The organism is Streptosporangium amethystogenes, from assembly GCF_000721075.1.
GTDB lineage: Bacteria > Actinomycetota > Actinomycetes > Streptosporangiales > Streptosporangiaceae > Streptosporangium > Streptosporangium amethystogenes.
In genome coordinates, this window is the sequence record NZ_JOEQ01000045.1 from 1 (window position 1) to 16,126 (window position 16,126).

At 67.4% G+C, this 16,126-nt stretch carries 20 protein-coding genes and 1 tRNA gene; 13 read left to right on the plus strand and 8 right to left on the minus strand.

What is annotated here, in order from left to right; translation table 11 throughout:
- Positions 1-90 precede the first annotated feature (90 nt).
- The gene (locus IG98_RS0138690; RefSeq protein ID WP_030924346.1) at positions 91-549 is read right to left on the minus strand and encodes an NUDIX hydrolase; all 459 of its coding nucleotides are present in this window, start codon (positions 547-549) and stop codon (positions 91-93) included.
- Between the two features lie 76 nt (positions 550-625).
- Here IG98_RS0138690 and IG98_RS0138695 point away from each other — a divergent pair, with 76 nt between their 5' ends.
- From IG98_RS0138695 to IG98_RS0138745, 11 genes are all read left to right on the plus strand, one after another.
- Positions 626-1,411 (plus strand): GntR family transcriptional regulator, encoded by a 786-nt coding sequence (locus IG98_RS0138695; RefSeq protein WP_030924349.1) that lies wholly within the window; start codon positions 626-628, stop codon positions 1,409-1,411.
- 289 nt (positions 1,412-1,700) lie between these two features.
- Complete coding sequence (locus IG98_RS0138700; RefSeq protein ID WP_030924352.1) at positions 1,701-2,045, plus strand: hypothetical protein; 345 nt, start codon at positions 1,701-1,703, stop codon at positions 2,043-2,045.
- Positions 2,032-2,379 carry a hypothetical protein gene (locus IG98_RS0138705; protein ID WP_030924355.1) on the plus strand — a complete coding sequence of 116 codons (348 nt, stop codon included), beginning with the start codon at positions 2,032-2,034 and terminating at the stop codon, positions 2,377-2,379. Before IG98_RS0138700 ends, IG98_RS0138705 begins: the two co-directional genes overlap by 14 nt.
- A gap of 147 nt (positions 2,380-2,526) precedes the next feature.
- Positions 2,527-3,261: a GntR family transcriptional regulator gene (locus IG98_RS0138710; protein WP_030924358.1), complete on the plus strand. Its 735-nt coding sequence runs from the start codon at positions 2,527-2,529 to the stop codon at positions 3,259-3,261.
- Positions 3,262-3,380: 119 nt separating this feature from the next.
- Positions 3,381-3,806 carry a hypothetical protein gene (locus tag IG98_RS0138715; RefSeq protein ID WP_030924361.1) on the plus strand — a complete coding sequence of 142 codons (426 nt, stop codon included), beginning with the start codon at positions 3,381-3,383 and terminating at the stop codon, positions 3,804-3,806.
- Positions 3,803-4,120, plus strand: a complete 318-nt coding sequence (locus IG98_RS0138720; protein WP_030924364.1) for a hypothetical protein — start codon at positions 3,803-3,805, stop codon at positions 4,118-4,120. Before IG98_RS0138715 ends, IG98_RS0138720 begins: the two co-directional genes overlap by 4 nt.
- An 85-nt stretch (positions 4,121-4,205) precedes the next feature.
- Positions 4,206-5,651: an FtsK/SpoIIIE domain-containing protein gene (locus IG98_RS0138725; RefSeq protein WP_030924367.1), complete on the plus strand. Its 1,446-nt coding sequence runs from the start codon at positions 4,206-4,208 to the stop codon at positions 5,649-5,651.
- Positions 5,651-5,845 (plus strand): hypothetical protein, encoded by a 195-nt coding sequence (locus IG98_RS0138730; RefSeq protein ID WP_030924370.1) that lies wholly within the window; start codon positions 5,651-5,653, stop codon positions 5,843-5,845. Before IG98_RS0138725 ends, IG98_RS0138730 begins: the two co-directional genes overlap by 1 nt.
- Positions 5,842-7,560: a replication initiator gene (locus IG98_RS0138735; RefSeq protein WP_030924373.1), complete on the plus strand. Its 1,719-nt coding sequence runs from the start codon at positions 5,842-5,844 to the stop codon at positions 7,558-7,560. The genes IG98_RS0138730 and IG98_RS0138735 overlap by 4 nt, the downstream gene beginning before the upstream one ends.
- Positions 7,557-7,811, plus strand: a complete 255-nt coding sequence (locus tag IG98_RS0138740) for an excisionase family DNA-binding protein (RefSeq protein ID WP_245651899.1) — start codon at positions 7,557-7,559, stop codon at positions 7,809-7,811. The genes IG98_RS0138735 and IG98_RS0138740 overlap by 4 nt, the downstream gene beginning before the upstream one ends.
- Complete coding sequence (locus IG98_RS0138745) at positions 7,811-8,965, plus strand: tyrosine-type recombinase/integrase (protein ID WP_037972473.1); 1,155 nt, start codon at positions 7,811-7,813, stop codon at positions 8,963-8,965. The genes IG98_RS0138740 and IG98_RS0138745 overlap by 1 nt, the downstream gene beginning before the upstream one ends.
- Positions 8,966-9,016: 51 nt before the next feature.
- Here the strand turns inward: IG98_RS0138745 and IG98_RS0138750 are convergent.
- The 3 genes from IG98_RS0138750 to cysS form a co-directional block, all read right to left on the minus strand.
- Positions 9,017-9,089, minus strand: a tRNA-Thr gene (locus tag IG98_RS0138750).
- A gap of 72 nt (positions 9,090-9,161) precedes the next feature.
- Positions 9,162-10,130, minus strand: a complete 969-nt coding sequence (gene rlmB, locus IG98_RS0138755; protein ID WP_030924379.1) for a 23S rRNA (guanosine(2251)-2'-O)-methyltransferase RlmB — start codon at positions 10,128-10,130, stop codon at positions 9,162-9,164.
- 23 nt (positions 10,131-10,153) lie between these two features.
- The gene (cysS, locus tag IG98_RS0138760) at positions 10,154-11,551 is read right to left on the minus strand and encodes a cysteine--tRNA ligase (RefSeq protein WP_030924382.1); all 1,398 of its coding nucleotides are present in this window, start codon (positions 11,549-11,551) and stop codon (positions 10,154-10,156) included.
- 193 nt (positions 11,552-11,744) lie between these two features.
- Between cysS and IG98_RS0138765 the strand changes: the two genes are divergently transcribed.
- Complete coding sequence (locus IG98_RS0138765; protein WP_030924385.1) at positions 11,745-13,031, plus strand: DUF2637 domain-containing protein; 1,287 nt, start codon at positions 11,745-11,747, stop codon at positions 13,029-13,031.
- Positions 13,032-13,092: 61 nt separating this feature from the next.
- On the plus strand, positions 13,093-14,304 hold the full coding sequence (locus tag IG98_RS0138770) for a fumarylacetoacetate hydrolase family protein (protein ID WP_030924387.1): 1,212 nt from the start codon (positions 13,093-13,095) through the stop codon (positions 14,302-14,304).
- An 11-nt stretch (positions 14,305-14,315) separates the two neighbouring features.
- Here IG98_RS0138770 and IG98_RS0138775 read toward each other — a convergent pair whose 3' ends face one another.
- The 4 genes from IG98_RS0138775 to IG98_RS0138790 all read right to left on the minus strand — a co-directional run bounded on the left by IG98_RS0138775 (position 14,316) and on the right by IG98_RS0138790 (position 16,086).
- Positions 14,316-14,582, minus strand: a complete 267-nt coding sequence (locus IG98_RS0138775; RefSeq protein WP_030924390.1) for a GlsB/YeaQ/YmgE family stress response membrane protein — start codon at positions 14,580-14,582, stop codon at positions 14,316-14,318.
- A 91-nt stretch (positions 14,583-14,673) separates the two neighbouring features.
- A complete protein-coding gene (locus IG98_RS0138780) occupies positions 14,674-14,940 on the minus strand; it encodes a GlsB/YeaQ/YmgE family stress response membrane protein (protein ID WP_030924403.1) in 267 nt (88 codons plus the stop codon).
- Between the two features lie 187 nt (positions 14,941-15,127).
- The gene (ispF, locus tag IG98_RS0138785; RefSeq protein ID WP_030924407.1) at positions 15,128-15,586 is read right to left on the minus strand and encodes a 2-C-methyl-D-erythritol 2,4-cyclodiphosphate synthase; all 459 of its coding nucleotides are present in this window, start codon (positions 15,584-15,586) and stop codon (positions 15,128-15,130) included.
- Positions 15,587-15,603: 17 nt separating this feature from the next.
- Positions 15,604-16,086 (minus strand): CarD family transcriptional regulator, encoded by a 483-nt coding sequence (locus IG98_RS0138790; RefSeq protein WP_030924410.1) that lies wholly within the window; start codon positions 16,084-16,086, stop codon positions 15,604-15,606.
- Between the last annotated feature and the right edge of the window lie 40 nt (positions 16,087-16,126).

The window sequence follows — 16,126 nt, forward strand, 5'->3', positions numbered from 1 at the left end:
GGATCAAGTCCAGAGCGCATACTAAACAGCGAAAGACCAGCTAGGAGTGTCAAGCATCATCCGATGCCATTGCGTCAAGCATCAAGCGAGTCACGACAACTCGTGACGCTTTGATGACCCGAGTAGACGAGTGCCGTCGTGGTGGCGGATGGCCGGCGCTTGGTCGTGGTGCATGGCGTCGAGGACGCGGATGGCGAATGCCTCGGAGGCGAGTTCTTGGACCTCGTCCGCGGTGACCCAGCGGAAGGCGCGGGCTTCGTCGGTTTCGGTGAGGTGGCCGCTGATGACTTTGCAGCGGAAGACGAGGGCGACGATGCCGCGTGTCATGTTCTTGTAGACGCCGGTGAGGGTGATGGGCTCGACGTGTAGGCCGGTCTCTTCGTGGATCTCTCGGAGGAGGCCGGTGGTGATGTCCTCGTCGCGTTCGAGGACTCCGCCGGGTGCTTCCCAGTGGTTGTTGTCTCGGCGCTGGGTGAGGAGTGCGCGGCCTTGGTCGTCGATGATCACGCCTGCCACGCTGACGGAGTGCTGCGTGTTGTGGTGATCCATCGGATGTCCTCCGGGGCTGCTGATCGCTATTCTCAAGCTGCGGTACATGTATGTACGAGTTGAGGAGTTGTTGGTCGTGGCCGAGCTGCCGTTTCCGGATCTGGACCCGACCAGCGATCGGGCCGTCTTCCGGCAGATTGCCGATCACATCAGGCATGCGATCGAGCGGGGCACTCTTGCCGAAGGTGACAAGGTGCCCTCGGAAGCTCAGCTCATGCAACACTACGGCGTCGCGCGGATGACCATTCGCAACGCGCTCCAGGTCCTCCAAGGCGAAGGGCTGACGGTCGCCGAACACGGGCGCGGCGTCTTCGTCCGCTCTCATCCTCCGGTGCGGCGGCTGGCCTCCGACCGGTTCGCCCGTCGCCATCGTGAGCAGGGCAAGGCCGCGTTCATCGCGGAGACCGAGGGCGCGGGCGGAAAGCCGACCGTCGACTCTATCAAGATCACCGAAGAGCGGCCCTCTGCGGACGTCGCCGAACTACTCGGGATCAGCTCGGAAGATCAGGTGATCGCCCGGTCGCGCCGGTATCTGATCAACGGTCAGCCGGTGGAGACGGCTGTGTCGTACATCCCGGCGGAGATCGCGCGGGATACGCGGATCGCGCAGCCGGACAGTGGTCCGGGTGGGATCTACGCTCGGCTGGAGGAGTTGGGGTTCCGGCTGGATCGTTTCGTGGAGGAGATCCGGTCTCGGATGCCGTTGCGGGACGAGGTGCGGGCGCTGAAGCTGGCTCCGGGTGTTCCGGTGTTTCACCTGGTCCGTACGGCGTATGCCGCCGATGGTCGCGCCGTGGAGGTGTGCGACACGGTGATGTCCAGCGATGCCTATGTGCTCTCGTACGAGCTGCCTGCGCGATAGGACTTGACGTACTCCTCTAGAGGAGTCATAAATGACATACGCTCAAACTCCTATAGACGAGCAGACGTCTGGAGTAGCTGAATCTACGACGCGAAGATCAGCAGACCGAAGGGCTGTGTCTTATGACCGATCAGTGCGTGTCCTGCGAAGGACGGGGGTGGAAGTACGTCAGTCCCCGGCGCGGACTTCTCGCCGGACCTGTCGGAGTCGCGCCCTCTATGCGTGTCCGCGATGACTGCTCGATGTGCCAGGGGTTGACCACATCGCAGGCTCCGCAAGGACGGCAGTCGTGAACGGGGCGCTGACGATGGGAGGCGTCTCCCCGGCGGAAACAGCCGAGTCGCTCCAGGCCGAACTCGATCGCCTCAAGATCTCCTCTGATGTTCACGACGGTTACGGCCTGGCGCTGGTGTCGGTCTGGGTGGGCCTGGTCGTCTGGTGCGACGGTGATCGGTTCTGGTGGCGCACCGGCTGGGACGTGCGACGTGGCCGATTCGTCTATGCGTGGCACTGCTCGACGGAACCGGCTCGTGCGGCTCGGCGGGTCGCATTCCAGTACGCGCATCTACGCGAGCACCACTCACCGGCCTGGCTGACTCCGGACACCGAAGGAATCGATCATGGGCCGCGCTGAGCCGCGAGCACTGGCCGACGCCGGACCTGTCGAAGAGCGGCAGGTCGACGACCTGAGCATCGGCGACTACCTCGCCTTCGAATACGGCGCGGGCGCCGCTCCGGCCGGGATCAGAATGTCGCCGGCCCAGGTCGAGCACCGCAAACCAGATCTTTCCCCAGAGGGCTGGGTGTGGGGGAGAGTCGCGGAGATCGGCCGGCGGCTCTGGCGCAGCTTTCCCGTGGTGGCCGAGAGCCAGGTGGTGTGGGTGCTGTGCGAGTTCGGCGATCAGTCGTCGATCATCACGGGCGTCCCTCACAAGGGCGTGATCATGATGCGGCGTTCGCCCCTTTAGGCGGGTGCGGCGGTGCGGTTCGCGAGGTCCGGGAGGGAAACCTCAACGTTCCGCATCGCCGCACTCCTTGTTCACCTATGAGGAACAGCTGTGCACGCTAAATGCCTGCTCTATGCTGACGATAAGTCGAGTAGTTGGGTTGTTGAGATGTCTGTTTCCGGCGAGGAGTACGCGCCTCCGAAGTACGCCCAGATCGTTGCTGCGATCCGACACAAGATCGCGGACGGTACCTATCCTCCCGGTTCTCTGTTGCCCTCCGAGTCGCAGCTGATCCGGGAGTTCGCGGTCAGCCGCCCCACGGTCGTGCGGGCGCTTCAGGTGTTGCAGCTGCGGGGCTTCATCGACCGTGAGCACGGCAAGGGCTCGTATGTGAAAGCGGCTCCTCCGCTGGCCGAGGAGGACTTCTCCCGGCCTGGCCGTTCCGTCCTGGATCGACCGGAAGCCAATCAGAATGCTTCAGTACTGGAGGCGGGGCCGCGCCCGGCTCCCGCAAACATCGCGATGATGCTGACTCTGCCCACAGAGGCGCCGGTCGTGATGCGCCGGGTCCTGCTGAGCGACGGCAGCGAACCATGTGAGCTGATCACCTTGTGGTGCCCGATTGAGCTGGCCGAGGGAACCGATCTTGGTAAGGCGCTGCCGTTGACGGCGGGCATCCGCCAACACGTACAGGCGGTCAAGGGCCTGCGGCTGGATCATGTCACCGAACGCCTGGCGGCTCGTCACCCGACAGCCGATGAGATCAAGCTGCTGGCGATCGGTAAGACGGCGGCGGTGCTGGGGGTGGTGGCCCGCGTCTTCGCTGGGACTCGGCCCGTCATGGTCATCGAGGTGGCCCTTCCGGGAGTACTCCATGAGCTAGAAGACACCTACACCCTGTGATGTGACGCAGGTCACATAGCAGAACGGAAACTCGTCTTGTCGAGTATCCGTTCATTGATTACCTTCAACTCGACAGTACGAGTTAGCGACAGTGCGACTAGACAACAGGAGAAAACATCATGGCCATCCAAGGCCCCATCCCCGTCAGCTTCAACCAGGTCTTCCCGCACGGCTGCTACGTGGTCGGCGAGGTCGAGCAGGTCAAGGACTTCACCGCCTCGACCGGCGGGCGCACGGTCTATGCCAAGGACAAGACCACCGGCGAACTCGTCTGGCAGGTCGCCGTCATGGACGCAGACCCCACCCTCAAGGCCGGACAGAAGACGGTGGCGGTCAAGATCCTGTCGCCGGTCCAGCCGGTTCCCCCGCCTCCGCTGCCGAACCTGCCGTTCGTGCCGGTCGAGTTCGACGGCATGACCGCCACCGCCTACGTCGCCGAGAAGACCGGCCGCCTGGCCTGGTCTCTTCGGGCAAGGGCGATGCGTGCTCCCCGCTCCGGCGCGGCTTCGGCCAAGGCTGCGGCCGGTAAGGACGTGGCGGCATGAGTGAGCACAAGCCCTACACCTACGTCACCGCGTCGATCCGTGAGGGCGTCACCCGGTTCGATGTCTCCTTCTGTACCTCGGAGGTGTCGGCCAAGGCGTTCGGGGGCGACGGTGAGCGGCCGTTCCTGACCCTGTCCAGCACTGAGGCACAGATGACGGTCACCACCACGGGCGGCGGGCCGGTCACCGAACGGGACGTGACTCTCGCTCGGGAGATCTTCGCCGCTGCCGCGCGCTACCTGGCCGACTGTGAGCGCCTGCACACCGAACAGTTCGCCGACTCCGACCAGGCCGAGCAGGGCAAGGCGGCCTGACACGCAAGCGGGGCCGCTGGAACTGGCATTCCGGCGGCCCCTCGGTTCTCCCCAGACAGCGAATCAAGGAAGAGGCACAAGCCTAATGTTCAAAAAACTGCCCGGCGACGAGGCGCGCACCCTCGTCACCACGACCCCTGACACCGCCATCGTCTTTCGCCCGGCCGTCGTGCGTACCCCGGCCATCCTCACCATCACGATCTTTCTGTGGCAGCTGCTGGCCGGAGTGATCCGGCTTGTCTGGCGTCACCCGATCGCCATGACCGTGCTCGCCATTCCCGCTGTGCTCGGTGTCCTGTACGGCTGGCGCGTCGCCCTGCTCGTCGTCACCGTTCCCCTCTCGCTCCTGGCTCCGTGGCCGTTCTTCGATCGGCCCTCGTTCGATCGCTGGATCGGCCGGCGGCTGCTGGCCTTCTGGCGCCGGGTGTGGATCTACCGGCGGCACTGGCAACCGGTAATGATCGTCTCCGGGCTCGGCCGTCATCTCCAGGGCCGTGACTACCTGCCCCGCCTCGTCGGCGTCTCCTGTACCTCGTGGGCCGATGTGGTCACGGTGAAGATGATCAGCGGCCAATCGGTCAAGGACTGGTCCGACCGCATCGAACACCTCGCCCACGGGTTCGGTGCCTCCTCCTGCCGAGTCGTCGTCGTGCGGGCCGGTCGTCTCCAACTAACCTTTCCCCGCCGTGACCCGCTGGCCGTCCCGCTGCCGGCGGTTCCGCTCCCGGTGGCTGCCTCGGTGGGGCCGGTCGAGATCGGCAAGTGTGAAGACGGCAGTCCGTACCGGCTCAAGGTGCATGGAACTCACGTGCTGATCGCGGGCGCGACCGGTGCGGGTAAGGGCTCGTTCCTGTGGTCGGCCATCCGTGGTCTCCTCCCGGCCGTCCGGGCGGGCCTGGCTCAGGTGTGGGCGCTGGACCCCAAGCGGATGGAACTGTCCTACGGGCGCGGCCTGTTCGGCGACCGCTACGCCGCGAACCCGGCTGACTGCGCCGACCTCCTGGAAGCCGCCGTGCAGATCATGCAGGAGCGGGCCGACCGCTACGCCGGACTCCAGCGCTCCCACACCCCCACCCTCGATGACCCGTTCGTCCTGGTGGTCGTCGACGAGGTGGCGTTTCTGACCGCCTACCAGTCGGACAAGGGCCTCAAGCTCCGCATCTCCGCTGCCCTGGCCACCCTCACCACGCAGGGTCGCGCGGTCGGGTTCGGCGTGATGGCGGCACTTCAGGACCCGCGCAAGGAGGTCATGAACGTCCGCAACCTGTTCCCCGACAAGATCGCGCTCCGGCTCGACGAGTCCGAGCAGGTGGACATGGTCCTCGGCGACGGCGCACGAGACAGGGGAGCGCTGGCCGATCACATCTCCCCGATCCCTGAGCAGGGCGCGGGCGTCGCCTACGTCCGACTGGAGACCTCACCCGACCCCATCCGGGTCCGCGCGGCCTACGTCTCCGATGCCGACATCCGGACCATGGCGGCCCTGGTCACGAGTGACACCCTGCCGATCGAGATGGAGGGGGCGGCCTGATGCGCATCATCCTGCACGGCACCCCGGCCGAGATCGACGCCCTGCCCTTCCGGCGGCTGCGCACCGTCGACGGCTCCGACCTCGCCGAGGTGACGGTGATCGTTGACCTCGACTCCACCCGGCTGCGCAAGCACCCCTACCGCGACGCCTACCGGATCTGCGCCGACCTCATCGACCCCAAGGGGGCCATGTGACCGACACCCCCGCCCACCCGTCCACCCCCTCGACCGACACCCCGCCGAACGGCTCAGACCGCACCCTGCCCCGCCTCGTCCGTGACACCCTGCCCGTCGCCCTGGACGTGGCAATCGAGGTCGCCAAGCTCAACGGCGTGTGCATCCGCCCCATCGAGATGCGGCGCCTGGACACCCACACCGGCCAGAGCGAACCGTTCGACATCCCCTGTGGGACCACACAGGAGGCCAAGTGCCCGCCGTGCGCCAAGCGCAATCAGCAGCTGCGCCGGGCGCAATGCCGGGAAGGCTGGCACCTGGATCACGAGCCGATCGCCGAACCCCACCCCTCCACCGAGGACCAGCGGTGGCTGATCGAGTTCCGGGCCGACGTGCAGGCCAAGCGCGACGAGGCCGAACGCGATGGGGAAGACACCTTCGACTGGGAGGAGGCCATCGCGGGCATCGATGCGGAGATCAACGCCGCTGGTATGCGGGGCAATGTCCTGGGCGGGCGGACGGCTCCCAAGCGTTCCCGTTCCACGAGGCGTCGCCAGGATGCGCCGGACTTGCCCAAGCGGGCCAAGCAGGACACCACCCTCGGCCGGACCTTCATCGCCCCCGATGGCAGGGTGTATCGGCCGTCGCTGTTCGTCACGCTCACCCTGCCCTCCTACGGCAAGATCCGTTCCGGCCTGGGCGTGCCGGTCGATCCGAGCACCTACGACTACGCTCGCGCGGCCCGTGATGCGCTGCACTTCTCCAAGCTGGTGGACCGGTTCGTGCAGAACCTGCGCCGGGTGGCCGGCTACGACGTGCAGTACTTCGCCACGGTGGAACCTCAGAAACGGCTCGCTCCGCATCTGCACATGGCAATCCGCGGGACCATGCCCCGCGCGGAGATCAAGGCGATTGCCGCCGCGACCTACCACCAGGTGTGGTGGCCATCGGTCGATGAGGTGAAGTTCGACGGTGACCACCTGCCCATCTGGGCGCCACGGGCCGACCTGGGCGACGGCGCCACCTACCCGGACGGTCAAGCAGGCGACTACCTCGACCCCGAAACCGGGGAACTGCTGCCCACCTGGGACGAGGCGGCCGAACCGCTGCACGTGGTCCGCTTCGGTCCCCAGGTCGATGTTCAGGGCATCGTCGCCGGATCACCGGACGCTCACAAGCGCATCGGCTACCTCACCAAGTACCTGACCAAGAACCTCGGCGACCCCCTCGACCCCGACGACCCCACCACCAACGACCTCGCCCGCCGCGACCACGCCGTCCGCATGGTCGAGGCGCTGCGCTACGAACCGTGCTCGCCGACATGTGCGAACTGGCTGCGCTACGGCATCCAGCCCAAGGGGGCCAAGGCGGGCATGCTGCCGGGCCGGTGCAAGGGCAAGGCACACAAGGCCGAACACCTCGGCTACGCGGGCCGTCGCGTCCTGGTCTCGCGCAAGTGGTCGAACAAGACCCTCCGGGAGCACAAGGCCGACCGCCGGGCCTGGGTGCTCGACATGCTCGGCCTGCCCGACGAGGCCGTGACCGACTCCCACCGCTACGTCTGGCGGCCGGTCTCGACCAGCGACCCCACACGGACCCCGCTGGCCAAACGGCTGCTGCGCGGGGTCGCCGACCGTCACCGCACCAAAGCACGCCTGGCCGAACTCCAAGCCAGAGCAGACGGCACCCCTGTTCCAGATCTTTCGGCAACTCCAGCTCTGGAGGTGGCTGCGTGACCAGAAAGGCCAGGCAAGAGCCCGTCTCGCTCCTCCCAGAGCTGGCACGGGGCCGGTTGCTCACCGTGGAAGAGGCCGCCGAACGGCTCAACACCACACCCCGTTTCCCCCGGCGCCTGATCGAAGAACGCCGCATCGCCTTCGTTCACGTGGGGCGAAACGTCCGTATCCCCGAAGCAGCCCTTGACGCATTCATCGCTGCCGGGCTGGTCGAACCGGTCACCACCACACGCCGCAGGAGGGCTGCCTGATGGCAGAGCGCCGTAAGTTCGGCAACATCCGTAAGCTCCCTTCTGGGCGCTTCCAGGCGCGCTACAAGGGGCCTGACGGCGTGTTCTACACCGCCCCCGAGACCTTCGGCAACAAGACCGATGCGGACAACTGGCTCGTTCTCAGAGAGTCGGAGATCCTTCGGAGGGACTGGACGGCCCCCGACGCTGGAAAGATCCGTTTCGACACCTTCGCTACCGAGTGGATAGATGATCGTGTGCTCAAGCACCGGACGGAAGTGCTTTACCGGGGCCTGTTCAAGAACCATCTCGCGCCGACTTTCGGCAATTGCTACCTCTCCGACATCAAAGAGGCCGACGTACGGCGCTGGCGCAAGGAACGGCTCGGCGTCGTCGGGCAGTCCACCGTGGCCAAGGCGTACCAGCTGCTCAAGTCGATCATGGGCACGGCTGTGGAGGATGAGCTGATCCGCCGTAACCCGTGCCGGATCAAGGGCGCCGGGATGCCGAGCACTCCGGAACGGGAGATGATCCCGCTGACCAAGGTCGTGGAGATCGTGACGACGGTTCCCGACCGTTACCGGGCGCTCGTGCTGCTGGGCACCTTCGCGAGCCTGCGCTGGAGTGAGCTGGCCGGGCTCCGCCGTACACACCTTGACCTTGATCAGGGAATGCTTCGGGTCGCCGGTGCGCTGGTCGAGATCGGCGGCGGCAAGGTGCTGGACGAGACGCCCAAGTCGCGAGCCGGTCGGCGGGTGGTGTCCATTCCCCCGGAGATCATTCCGGACCTGCGGGTACACCTGGAGATGTTCGCGGAGCCGGAGGAGAACGGGCGCGTCTTCACCGGCCCCAACGGCGGGCCTTTGAAGCACTCGGGATTTCGCCGGACGTGGAACAGGGTCCGTGCGGCTGCCGGGCTCCCCGATCTCCATTTCCACGATCTTCGCCACGTCGGCAACACCCTGGCCGCTTCCAGCGGGGCGAGTCTCAAAGAGCTAATGTCCCGCATGGGGCACTCCTCCACGCGGGCGGCACTGATCTACCAGCACGCCAGCCAGGACCGTGACAAGGCCATCGCGGAGGCTCTGGGCAAGGCGCTCAAGGTGGCACGGAAGACGGCCACGAAAAAGGCCAGTGGCACGCGGGTGGCACGAAAGGGCAAAAAGTCCGCTTAACGACCAAAGGGCCAGGTCACCGTGTGCCGGTTGACCTGGCCCTTTGTCACGAGCCGACGAGGGGAATCGAACCCCTGACCTACAGTTTACAAGACTGTCGCTCTGCCGATTGAGCTACGTCGGCATGGTCGCCAGACGATTGTAGTCGGCTCGCGACTCACACGTCACCGAGGTACGCCGTGACGATTGCGAACCGTTAGGAACGACGCTTGCGGGCGACCTCGTAAAGGGCGATGCCGGCGGCGACGCCCGCGTTGAGGGACTCGGCCGCGGCGTGCATCGGGATGCGGACGACCAGATCGCAGGACTCGCGGACCAGCCGGGACAGGCCCTTGCCCTCGGAGCCCACCACAACGACCAACGGGCCGTCGAGGAGGTTGGCCTCGCCGATGTCGACCTTGCCCTCGCCGTCCAGGCCGATCACGAACAGGCCCGCCTCACGGTACTCCCGCAGGGTGGCGGTGAGGTTGGCGGCGCGGGCGACCGTCAGGGTGGCCAGCGTGCCCGCCGAGGTCTTCCAGGCGCCACCGGTGACCCCGGCCGAGCGTCGGGAGGGGATGACCAGGCCGTGAGCGCCGAAGGCGGTGGCCGAGCGAGCGATGGCACCCAGGTTGCGAGGGTCGGTGACACCATCGAGGGCGACGATCAGCGGAACCTCCGCGGCGTCCCGGGCGATCCGGACCAGATCGTCGGGGTGGGCGTAGTCGTACGCCGGGATCTGCAGGGCGATGCCCTGGTGGATCCCCCCCTCGGTAAGCCGGTCCAGCTTCTCCCGCCCGACCTCCAGCATCGCGATGCCACGGTCGGCGGCGAGGCGGACCGCCTCCTTGACGCGGTCGTCGTTGTCGATGCGCAGGGCCACGTAGAGCGTGCTGGCCGGGACTCCGGCCCGCAGCGCCTCGACCACGGGGTTGCGCCCGCCGATGTGCTCGGGCGCGTCGTCGCTCCGTCTCGGACGAGCCGAGGTACGCGAGGAGGCGGGCCTGCCGGCCTTCTCCTCGCGCTCGATCCGCTCGGCGCGTGCCTTGTCCTTGTGCCAGTGCCGCAAGTGCGCCGGCGGGGTAGCCCCCCTGCCCTCCAAGCCCCGGCGGACGTTGCCGCCGGTGCCCTTGGTCGGACTCTTCTTCTTCGCGGGTCGCCCGGACCCTTTACCCCCACCAGCCATGGTCTATAGCGTACGGCCTGGTTTCACCGCGAGAGTTCCCAGCGAGTGCCCTGGGGGGTGTCCTCGACGTGGATCCCGGCGTGGGAAAGCTGGTCACGGATGCCGTCGGCCGCCACGAAGTCCCTGCGGGCCCGCGCCGCCTGCCGCTGCTCCAGCGCGACGGCGACCAGCGCGTCGACGGTCGCCCGCATGCCGGTCTCGCCGCCCGTGGAGCGCCACTGCTCCGAGCGCGGGTCGAGGCCGAGGACGTCGAGCATGTTCTGCGTCTCGGCGAGCAGCCTGGCGACCTGCTCCTTGTTGCCCTGGGCCAGCGCGACGTTGCCCTCGCGGACCACCTCGTGCACCACGGCGAGCGCCTGAGGGGTGCCCAGGTCGTCGTCGAGAGCCTCGGAGAAGGCCACCGGGAGCGGCGCGTGCGCGTCGACGTCATGGATGACCTCGGCCGCGCGGGTGACGAAGCCCTCGATGCGCTGGTAGGCCGTGGCGGCCTCGAAGAGCGCCTCCTCTGAGTATTCGATCGAGGAACGGTAGTGCGGGGCCGCCAGGTAGTAGCGGAGCTCGACCGGGCGGACCTTCTTGGTGACCTCGGGGATCAGCAGAGAGTTGCCGAGCGACTTGCTCATCTTCTCCGCGCCGATCTTGAGCATGCCGTTGTGCATCCAGTAGCGGGCGAAGCCGTCGCCGGCCGCCTGGGACTGGGTCAGCTCGTTCTCGTGGTGCGGGAAGATCAGGTCGACGCCACCACCGTGGATGTCGAAGGTCGAGCCGAGATACTTCGTCGCCATGGCCGAGCACTCCAGATGCCAGCCGGGACGGCCTCGGCCCCACGGGGTCGGCCAGGTCGGCTCGCCGGGCTTCTCGCCCTTCCAGAGCGCGAAGTCACGCGGGTCGCGCTTGCAGGAGTCGGTCTCGGTGTCACCCGCGGCCCGCATGTTCTGAAGCTTCTGGTTGGAGAGCGATCCGTACCGGTCGGCGTAGGACATGACGTCGAAGTAGACGTCGCCACCGGCGGCATAGGCGTGGCCGGCGGCGATCAGCCGGTCCATCAGCTCGATCATCTCGGGCACATGGCCGGTGGCCCGTGGCTCGACGGTCGGAGGCAGGCAGCCCAGCACCTCGTAGGCCCAGGTGAAGGCCCTCTGGTTACGCTCGGCGACGGCGAACCACGGCACGTTCTCCGCCGCCGCGACCCTGATGATCTTGTCATCGATGTCGGTGACGTTGCGGCAGAAGGTCACCTCGTAGCCTGACCTGATCATCCAGCGGCGGAGCACGTCGAAGTTGACGCCCGAGCGGATGTGCCCGATGTGCGGGGGAGCCTGCACGGTGGCACCACACAGGTAGATCGAGGCCCGGCCGGGTTCGACCGGGACGAATTCGCGGACGGTGCGTACGCTGGTGTCGTATAGCTGCAGGCTCACGAGGGCAAGGCTAATGCCTCACCTCCCCTCACAAGCCAGGTTGCGGGACGTTGAAGACACCCACTAGAGGATTTTCTGACCATTAGTAGCGAATGTCCCCCAGCCAGTCAGTGAAAGAGCACCGGGTAGAAGACATACCCGGAAGCGATATGGACGATCATGCCGGGTGTCGATTCTGTAGGCTCGAAGAGCCATGGACGCCAAATCCCCCGCGGCGGCAGACTCGCTCTCCCGCCCGTCACCGCCCCTGACCGCCGCCGCCGAACCGAGCAGGACAGTCCTCGCCCTGCGCCGTGCCGGGATCGCCGTCGCCGGAGTCGGCGTGGCCGCCCTCACCGCCGCGGCCTGCGTGCTCTCCTTCGAGGACCTGCGCGCCCTCGCCCTGGCGGGCAGGGCGCCCGCCGACCTCGCGTATCTCTATCCCGCCGCCTTCGACGCACTGCTCGTCGTCGCGATGATCGGCGTGCTGCTGTTGAGGGGCGGCTGGTGGCCGGTACGGCTGCAGGCGGGGGTGGTCCTGACGCTGCTGTTCGCCGGCGCGACCGCCGCCGAGGTGGCCACCGCCATGCGGATGGCGGTGGACGAGCAACGAGCGGCCGTCGTGGTCGCCGTCGCCCCCTGGGTGATGCTGATCCTGGCCCTCTGGCTCTGGCTCCTGCTGATCAGGCACGCCGCCGCCAGGCGTGCCGCGACCGATGCGCCCCTGAGCGGCCGGATCGCCTCCGAGCACGACATCGTGCCGTTCCCCGAGGCGGGCCGGCCGCCCTCGGAGTACCCGGGCGCGCCGGACCGCGAGGAGCGCCGGCAGGGGCCTGGCCACCCCGGGCAGCTGGTGCACCATCCCGCGGCCGAGATCATGCTCGATCCGCACGCCGCCCCTCCGCTGGAGACGGTCCCGCACCACGATCTCCCGACGGGTGAGCCTGTGGTCGGTCCCACCGCGGCGCCGGAGACCCCCGAGGTCACCGACGTCCCGCAGGGCCCCCCGCCGCCGCGGAGAGCCGCGGCCCCCCGGCAGGGGAAGCCGATGCGCTGGGGTGACCTGGTCCGGCCCCGCCAGGGCGATCTGCTCGTCCACCCGCCCCGTCCCGGCCTGCGGGCGACCGAGGAGGAGCCGGAAGGCGAGGGCAGGGTCAGCGAGCGGGTGGAGACCTGGGACACCGGCGCCGACCTCTCCCGGGAGCAGGAGGCCCGGACCAGCGAAGTCGATACGGCCGAGGCCGGCCCGCCCGGCACGGCTCCACACGACAAGGACGAGGTGAGCGAGCGCGACGCCGACACCCAGCCGATCCTCGCCGTGAAGGATCGGGCGGCGGCGAAGGCGGATGCCACGGGCAGGAGAGCGGGCGGCTCGCCCGACCCCGCGCACGGTGCCGAGGCCGCCGAGACCGAGGAGGAGGCCCAGGCGGACCGGGCAGACGGCACCGCGGCTCCCCCTTCCGGGCGGATGCGCAGCACACCCGTCCCGCCCGGCGAGTGAGGGGTGAAAGCTTGACCACGCCCGCATGACCCCCTGACCGGATCCGGGGAACGAAGCCGGCGTGACGAAGTGCTGGGTGAAGGCCTCCGATGACAGCGGCTTTCCGGTGCGGAACCTGCCCTTCGGGGTTTTCTCGCGCCGCGGCGAGTTCCCCCGTGTCGGCGTGGCGATCAGCGACCAGGTACTGGATCTGGGCCTGCTGGCGGAGACCGGGGTGCTGAAGGGCTCGCACTGGTTCGCCTCCGGCACCCTCAACGCGTTTCTGTCCGCGGGACCGCGGATCTGGCAGGAGGTCAGGGAGCGGTTGATCCATCTGCTCACCGAGCCGTCATGCCGCCCGGCGGTGATGCCCGCGCTCATCCCGATGGTCGAGGTGCTGATGCACCTGCCGTTCCACGTGGCGGACCTGATCCGCTTCCAGTCGTCCATCGAGCACGAGACGAACCTGGGCCGGATGTTCCGGCCACCCGGCGATCCGCTGCCGCGCAACTGGCCGCGGATGCCCATCGGGCAGTACGGCAGGGCGTCGAGCGTGGTGGTCTCCGGCACTCCGGTCGTACGCCCGTCGGGTCAGCTCCGGGGCCTGGGAGGAGCTGACCCGGTATTCGGGCCGTCCACTCAGCTGGATTTCTCCGCCGAGATCGGCTACGTGGTCGGCGTCCCCTCAACCCCGCCGCACGCGCTGGGAACCCAGGCGTTCGATGACCACGTCTTCGGAGTGGTGGTGGTCAACAGCTGGCGGGCCCAGGACATCATCGCCTGGGAGAGCACCCCGCTCGGGCCGTTTCTCGGACGGTTCACCACCTCGATCTCTCCGTGGGTGGTCCCGCTCGCGGCGCTGGAGCCGGCTCGGGTGGTGCCGCCCGCCCAGGACCCACCTCCGCCGCCCTACCTGCTGGCCAGGCGGCAGTGGGGCCTGAACCTCACCCTGCGGGTCGAGTTGAACGGCCGGCTCCTGTCGGAACCGCCGTTCGCCACCCAGTATTGGACCGGCCCGCAGCTATTCGCTCACACGGGTGTGAGCGGCGCCCCGCTGCGGACCGGCGATCTGCTCACCTCCGGGCCGGTGTCAGGGTCGGCCAGAAGCCAGTTCGGCACGCTGCTCGAACTGACCTGGAACGGCCGAGACCCGCTCCGTATGCCGGACGGGACCGAACGGGTCTTCCTGGAGGACGGCGACGGCGTGCGCGTCACCGCGAGCACCTCCGGTCCGGAGGGGGGCCAGCTGAGCCTCGGCGAGGTCACCGGAGTGGTCCGCCCCGCTGTCGGCTAGAGGTCTGTTCGTCAGACCCTGGAGCGCTTGAGACCGGCGACCAGGCCGACACCGGCGATGGCCAGGACCACCTGCATGACGAGTTCGATCCAGTCGATCCCGTCCGTGGTGGCGACGCCGAGAACCTGGGCGATGGCGGTGCCGATGAGCGCCGCGACAATGCCGACGACGATGGTCAGGATCCATCCGATCGCCTGCCTACCGGGAAGCAGCAGACGACCGATGGCACCGATCACAGCGCCGATGACGATTGCTCCAAGAATGGACTCAATAGTCATTTCAACCTCCCAGTGAGGTGAGACCTTCACTCTCACAGGGAGGTGGCTACCCCCCATGCCATGGATATTCCTGTGAACGGCAAAAATTCGGTCAGTGCGACTTTCTCGCCTGTATCTGAACGACGAGGAGTACTCCGATCACGGCGACCACGAGTTGGATGAGGTGCTCCCACCAATTGATCCCCCGCGTGTTGGTCAGACCGACCGAGGCGGCGATGGCGGTGCCGATAAGCGCCGCGATGATGCCGACGATAAGCGTCAGGCCGATGCTCAGGTTCTGGCGCCCGGGAAGGATGAGGCGTGCCAGCGCGCCGATGATGGCGCCGATGATGATTGCGGAGACAATCGATCCGATCATGTCCGGCTCCCCCTGTCACGAGACACAGTCATCAGGGAGTTACCCAGCGCATTCATAGATCATCCCAAAAAGGGGTGGCCCGTACCGCGCCAGGAAACGGGCCACCGCCTCAATGTGGATTGACGGGCATTCCGCGCCGCCCGCCGGAACGTTTCGACGTTCCGCATGAGAAGACGCCCGGCAACCGCTAGAGGTTCACCACGATCGCGGTCGCGATGGCCGCGACGCCCTCACCTCGGCCGGTGAGGCCCAGCCCGTCGGTCGTGGTGGCGCTGACGCTCACCGGGGCGCCCACGGCCGCGCTGAGGGCCTTCTCGGCCTCGACGCGGCGGGGGGCCATCTTGGGCCGGTTACCGATCACCTGGACGGCCACGTTGCCGATCTCGAAGCCCGCGGCCCGCACCTGACGAGCGGTCTCCTCCAGCAGCGCGGCACCCGAGGCGCCGGCCCAGCGAGGATCGGACGTGCCGAACAGGCCTCCGAGGTCACCGAGACCGGCCGCGGACAGCAGAGCGTCACAGGCCGCGTGAGCCGCGGCGTCACCGTCGGAGTGCCCGGCCAGACCGGTCTCTCCGGGCCAGTGCAGGCCGGCGAGATGAAGCTCGCGGCCGGAAGCGAACGGGTGGACGTCGACTCCGACGCCCACCCGTGGAAATGTCCTGTTCAGGAGTTGAGAACCTCGTCCAGCAGGGCCTCGGCCTTGTCCTCGTTGGTCTTTTCCGCGAGCGCGAGCTCGCTGACGAGGATCTGCCTGGCCTTGGCCAGCATTCGCTTCTCTCCCGCGGAAAGTCCGCGTTCCCTGTCTCGTCGCCACAGGTCGCGAACGACCTCGGCGACCTTGTTGACATCACCGGACGCCAACTTCTCAAGGTTCGCCTTGTAGCGGCGGGACCAGTTCGTAGGCTCTTCGGTGTGAGGCATTCGAAGCACGTCGAAAACGCGCTCAAGACCCTCTTGTCCGACTACGTCGCGAACACCCACGAGTTCGGCGTTATCAGCCGGCACCTGGACGGTAAGGTCGCCCTTGTCGACCTTAAGAACCAGGTAGGTCCTTTCCTCACCTTTGATGGTCCGGGTCGTGATCGCCTCGATCCGAGCAGCCCCATGGTGGGGGTAGACGACAGTGTCGCCGACCTGGAAAGTCATGTGACAAGTACCCCTTCCGCTGTACTCAAGAGTACCACGT

Coding starts and splice junctions, on each gene's coding strand:
- IG98_RS0138745 (WP_037972473.1), top strand. CDS start 7,811: ATGGCAGAGCGCCGTAAGTTCGGCAACATCCGTAAGCTCCCTTCTGGG.
- IG98_RS0138790 (WP_030924410.1), bottom strand. CDS start 16,086: ATGACTTTCCAGGTCGGCGACACTGTCGTCTACCCCCACCATGGGGCT.
- IG98_RS0138720 (WP_030924364.1), top strand. CDS start 3,803: ATGAGTGAGCACAAGCCCTACACCTACGTCACCGCGTCGATCCGTGAG.
- rlmB (WP_030924379.1), bottom strand. CDS start 10,130: ATGGCTGGTGGGGGTAAAGGGTCCGGGCGACCCGCGAAGAAGAAGAGT.
- IG98_RS0138710 (WP_030924358.1), top strand. CDS start 2,527: ATGTCTGTTTCCGGCGAGGAGTACGCGCCTCCGAAGTACGCCCAGATC.
- IG98_RS0138730 (WP_030924370.1), top strand. CDS start 5,651: ATGCGCATCATCCTGCACGGCACCCCGGCCGAGATCGACGCCCTGCCC.
- IG98_RS0138775 (WP_030924390.1), bottom strand. CDS start 14,582: ATGACTATTGAGTCCATTCTTGGAGCAATCGTCATCGGCGCTGTGATC.
- IG98_RS0138780 (WP_030924403.1), bottom strand. CDS start 14,940: ATGATCGGATCGATTGTCTCCGCAATCATCATCGGCGCCATCATCGGC.
- IG98_RS0138725 (WP_030924367.1), top strand. CDS start 4,206: ATGTTCAAAAAACTGCCCGGCGACGAGGCGCGCACCCTCGTCACCACG.
- IG98_RS0138765 (WP_030924385.1), top strand. CDS start 11,745: ATGGACGCCAAATCCCCCGCGGCGGCAGACTCGCTCTCCCGCCCGTCA.
- IG98_RS0138690 (WP_030924346.1), bottom strand. CDS start 549: ATGGATCACCACAACACGCAGCACTCCGTCAGCGTGGCAGGCGTGATC.
- IG98_RS0138705 (WP_030924355.1), top strand. CDS start 2,032: ATGGGCCGCGCTGAGCCGCGAGCACTGGCCGACGCCGGACCTGTCGAA.
- IG98_RS0138715 (WP_030924361.1), top strand. CDS start 3,381: ATGGCCATCCAAGGCCCCATCCCCGTCAGCTTCAACCAGGTCTTCCCG.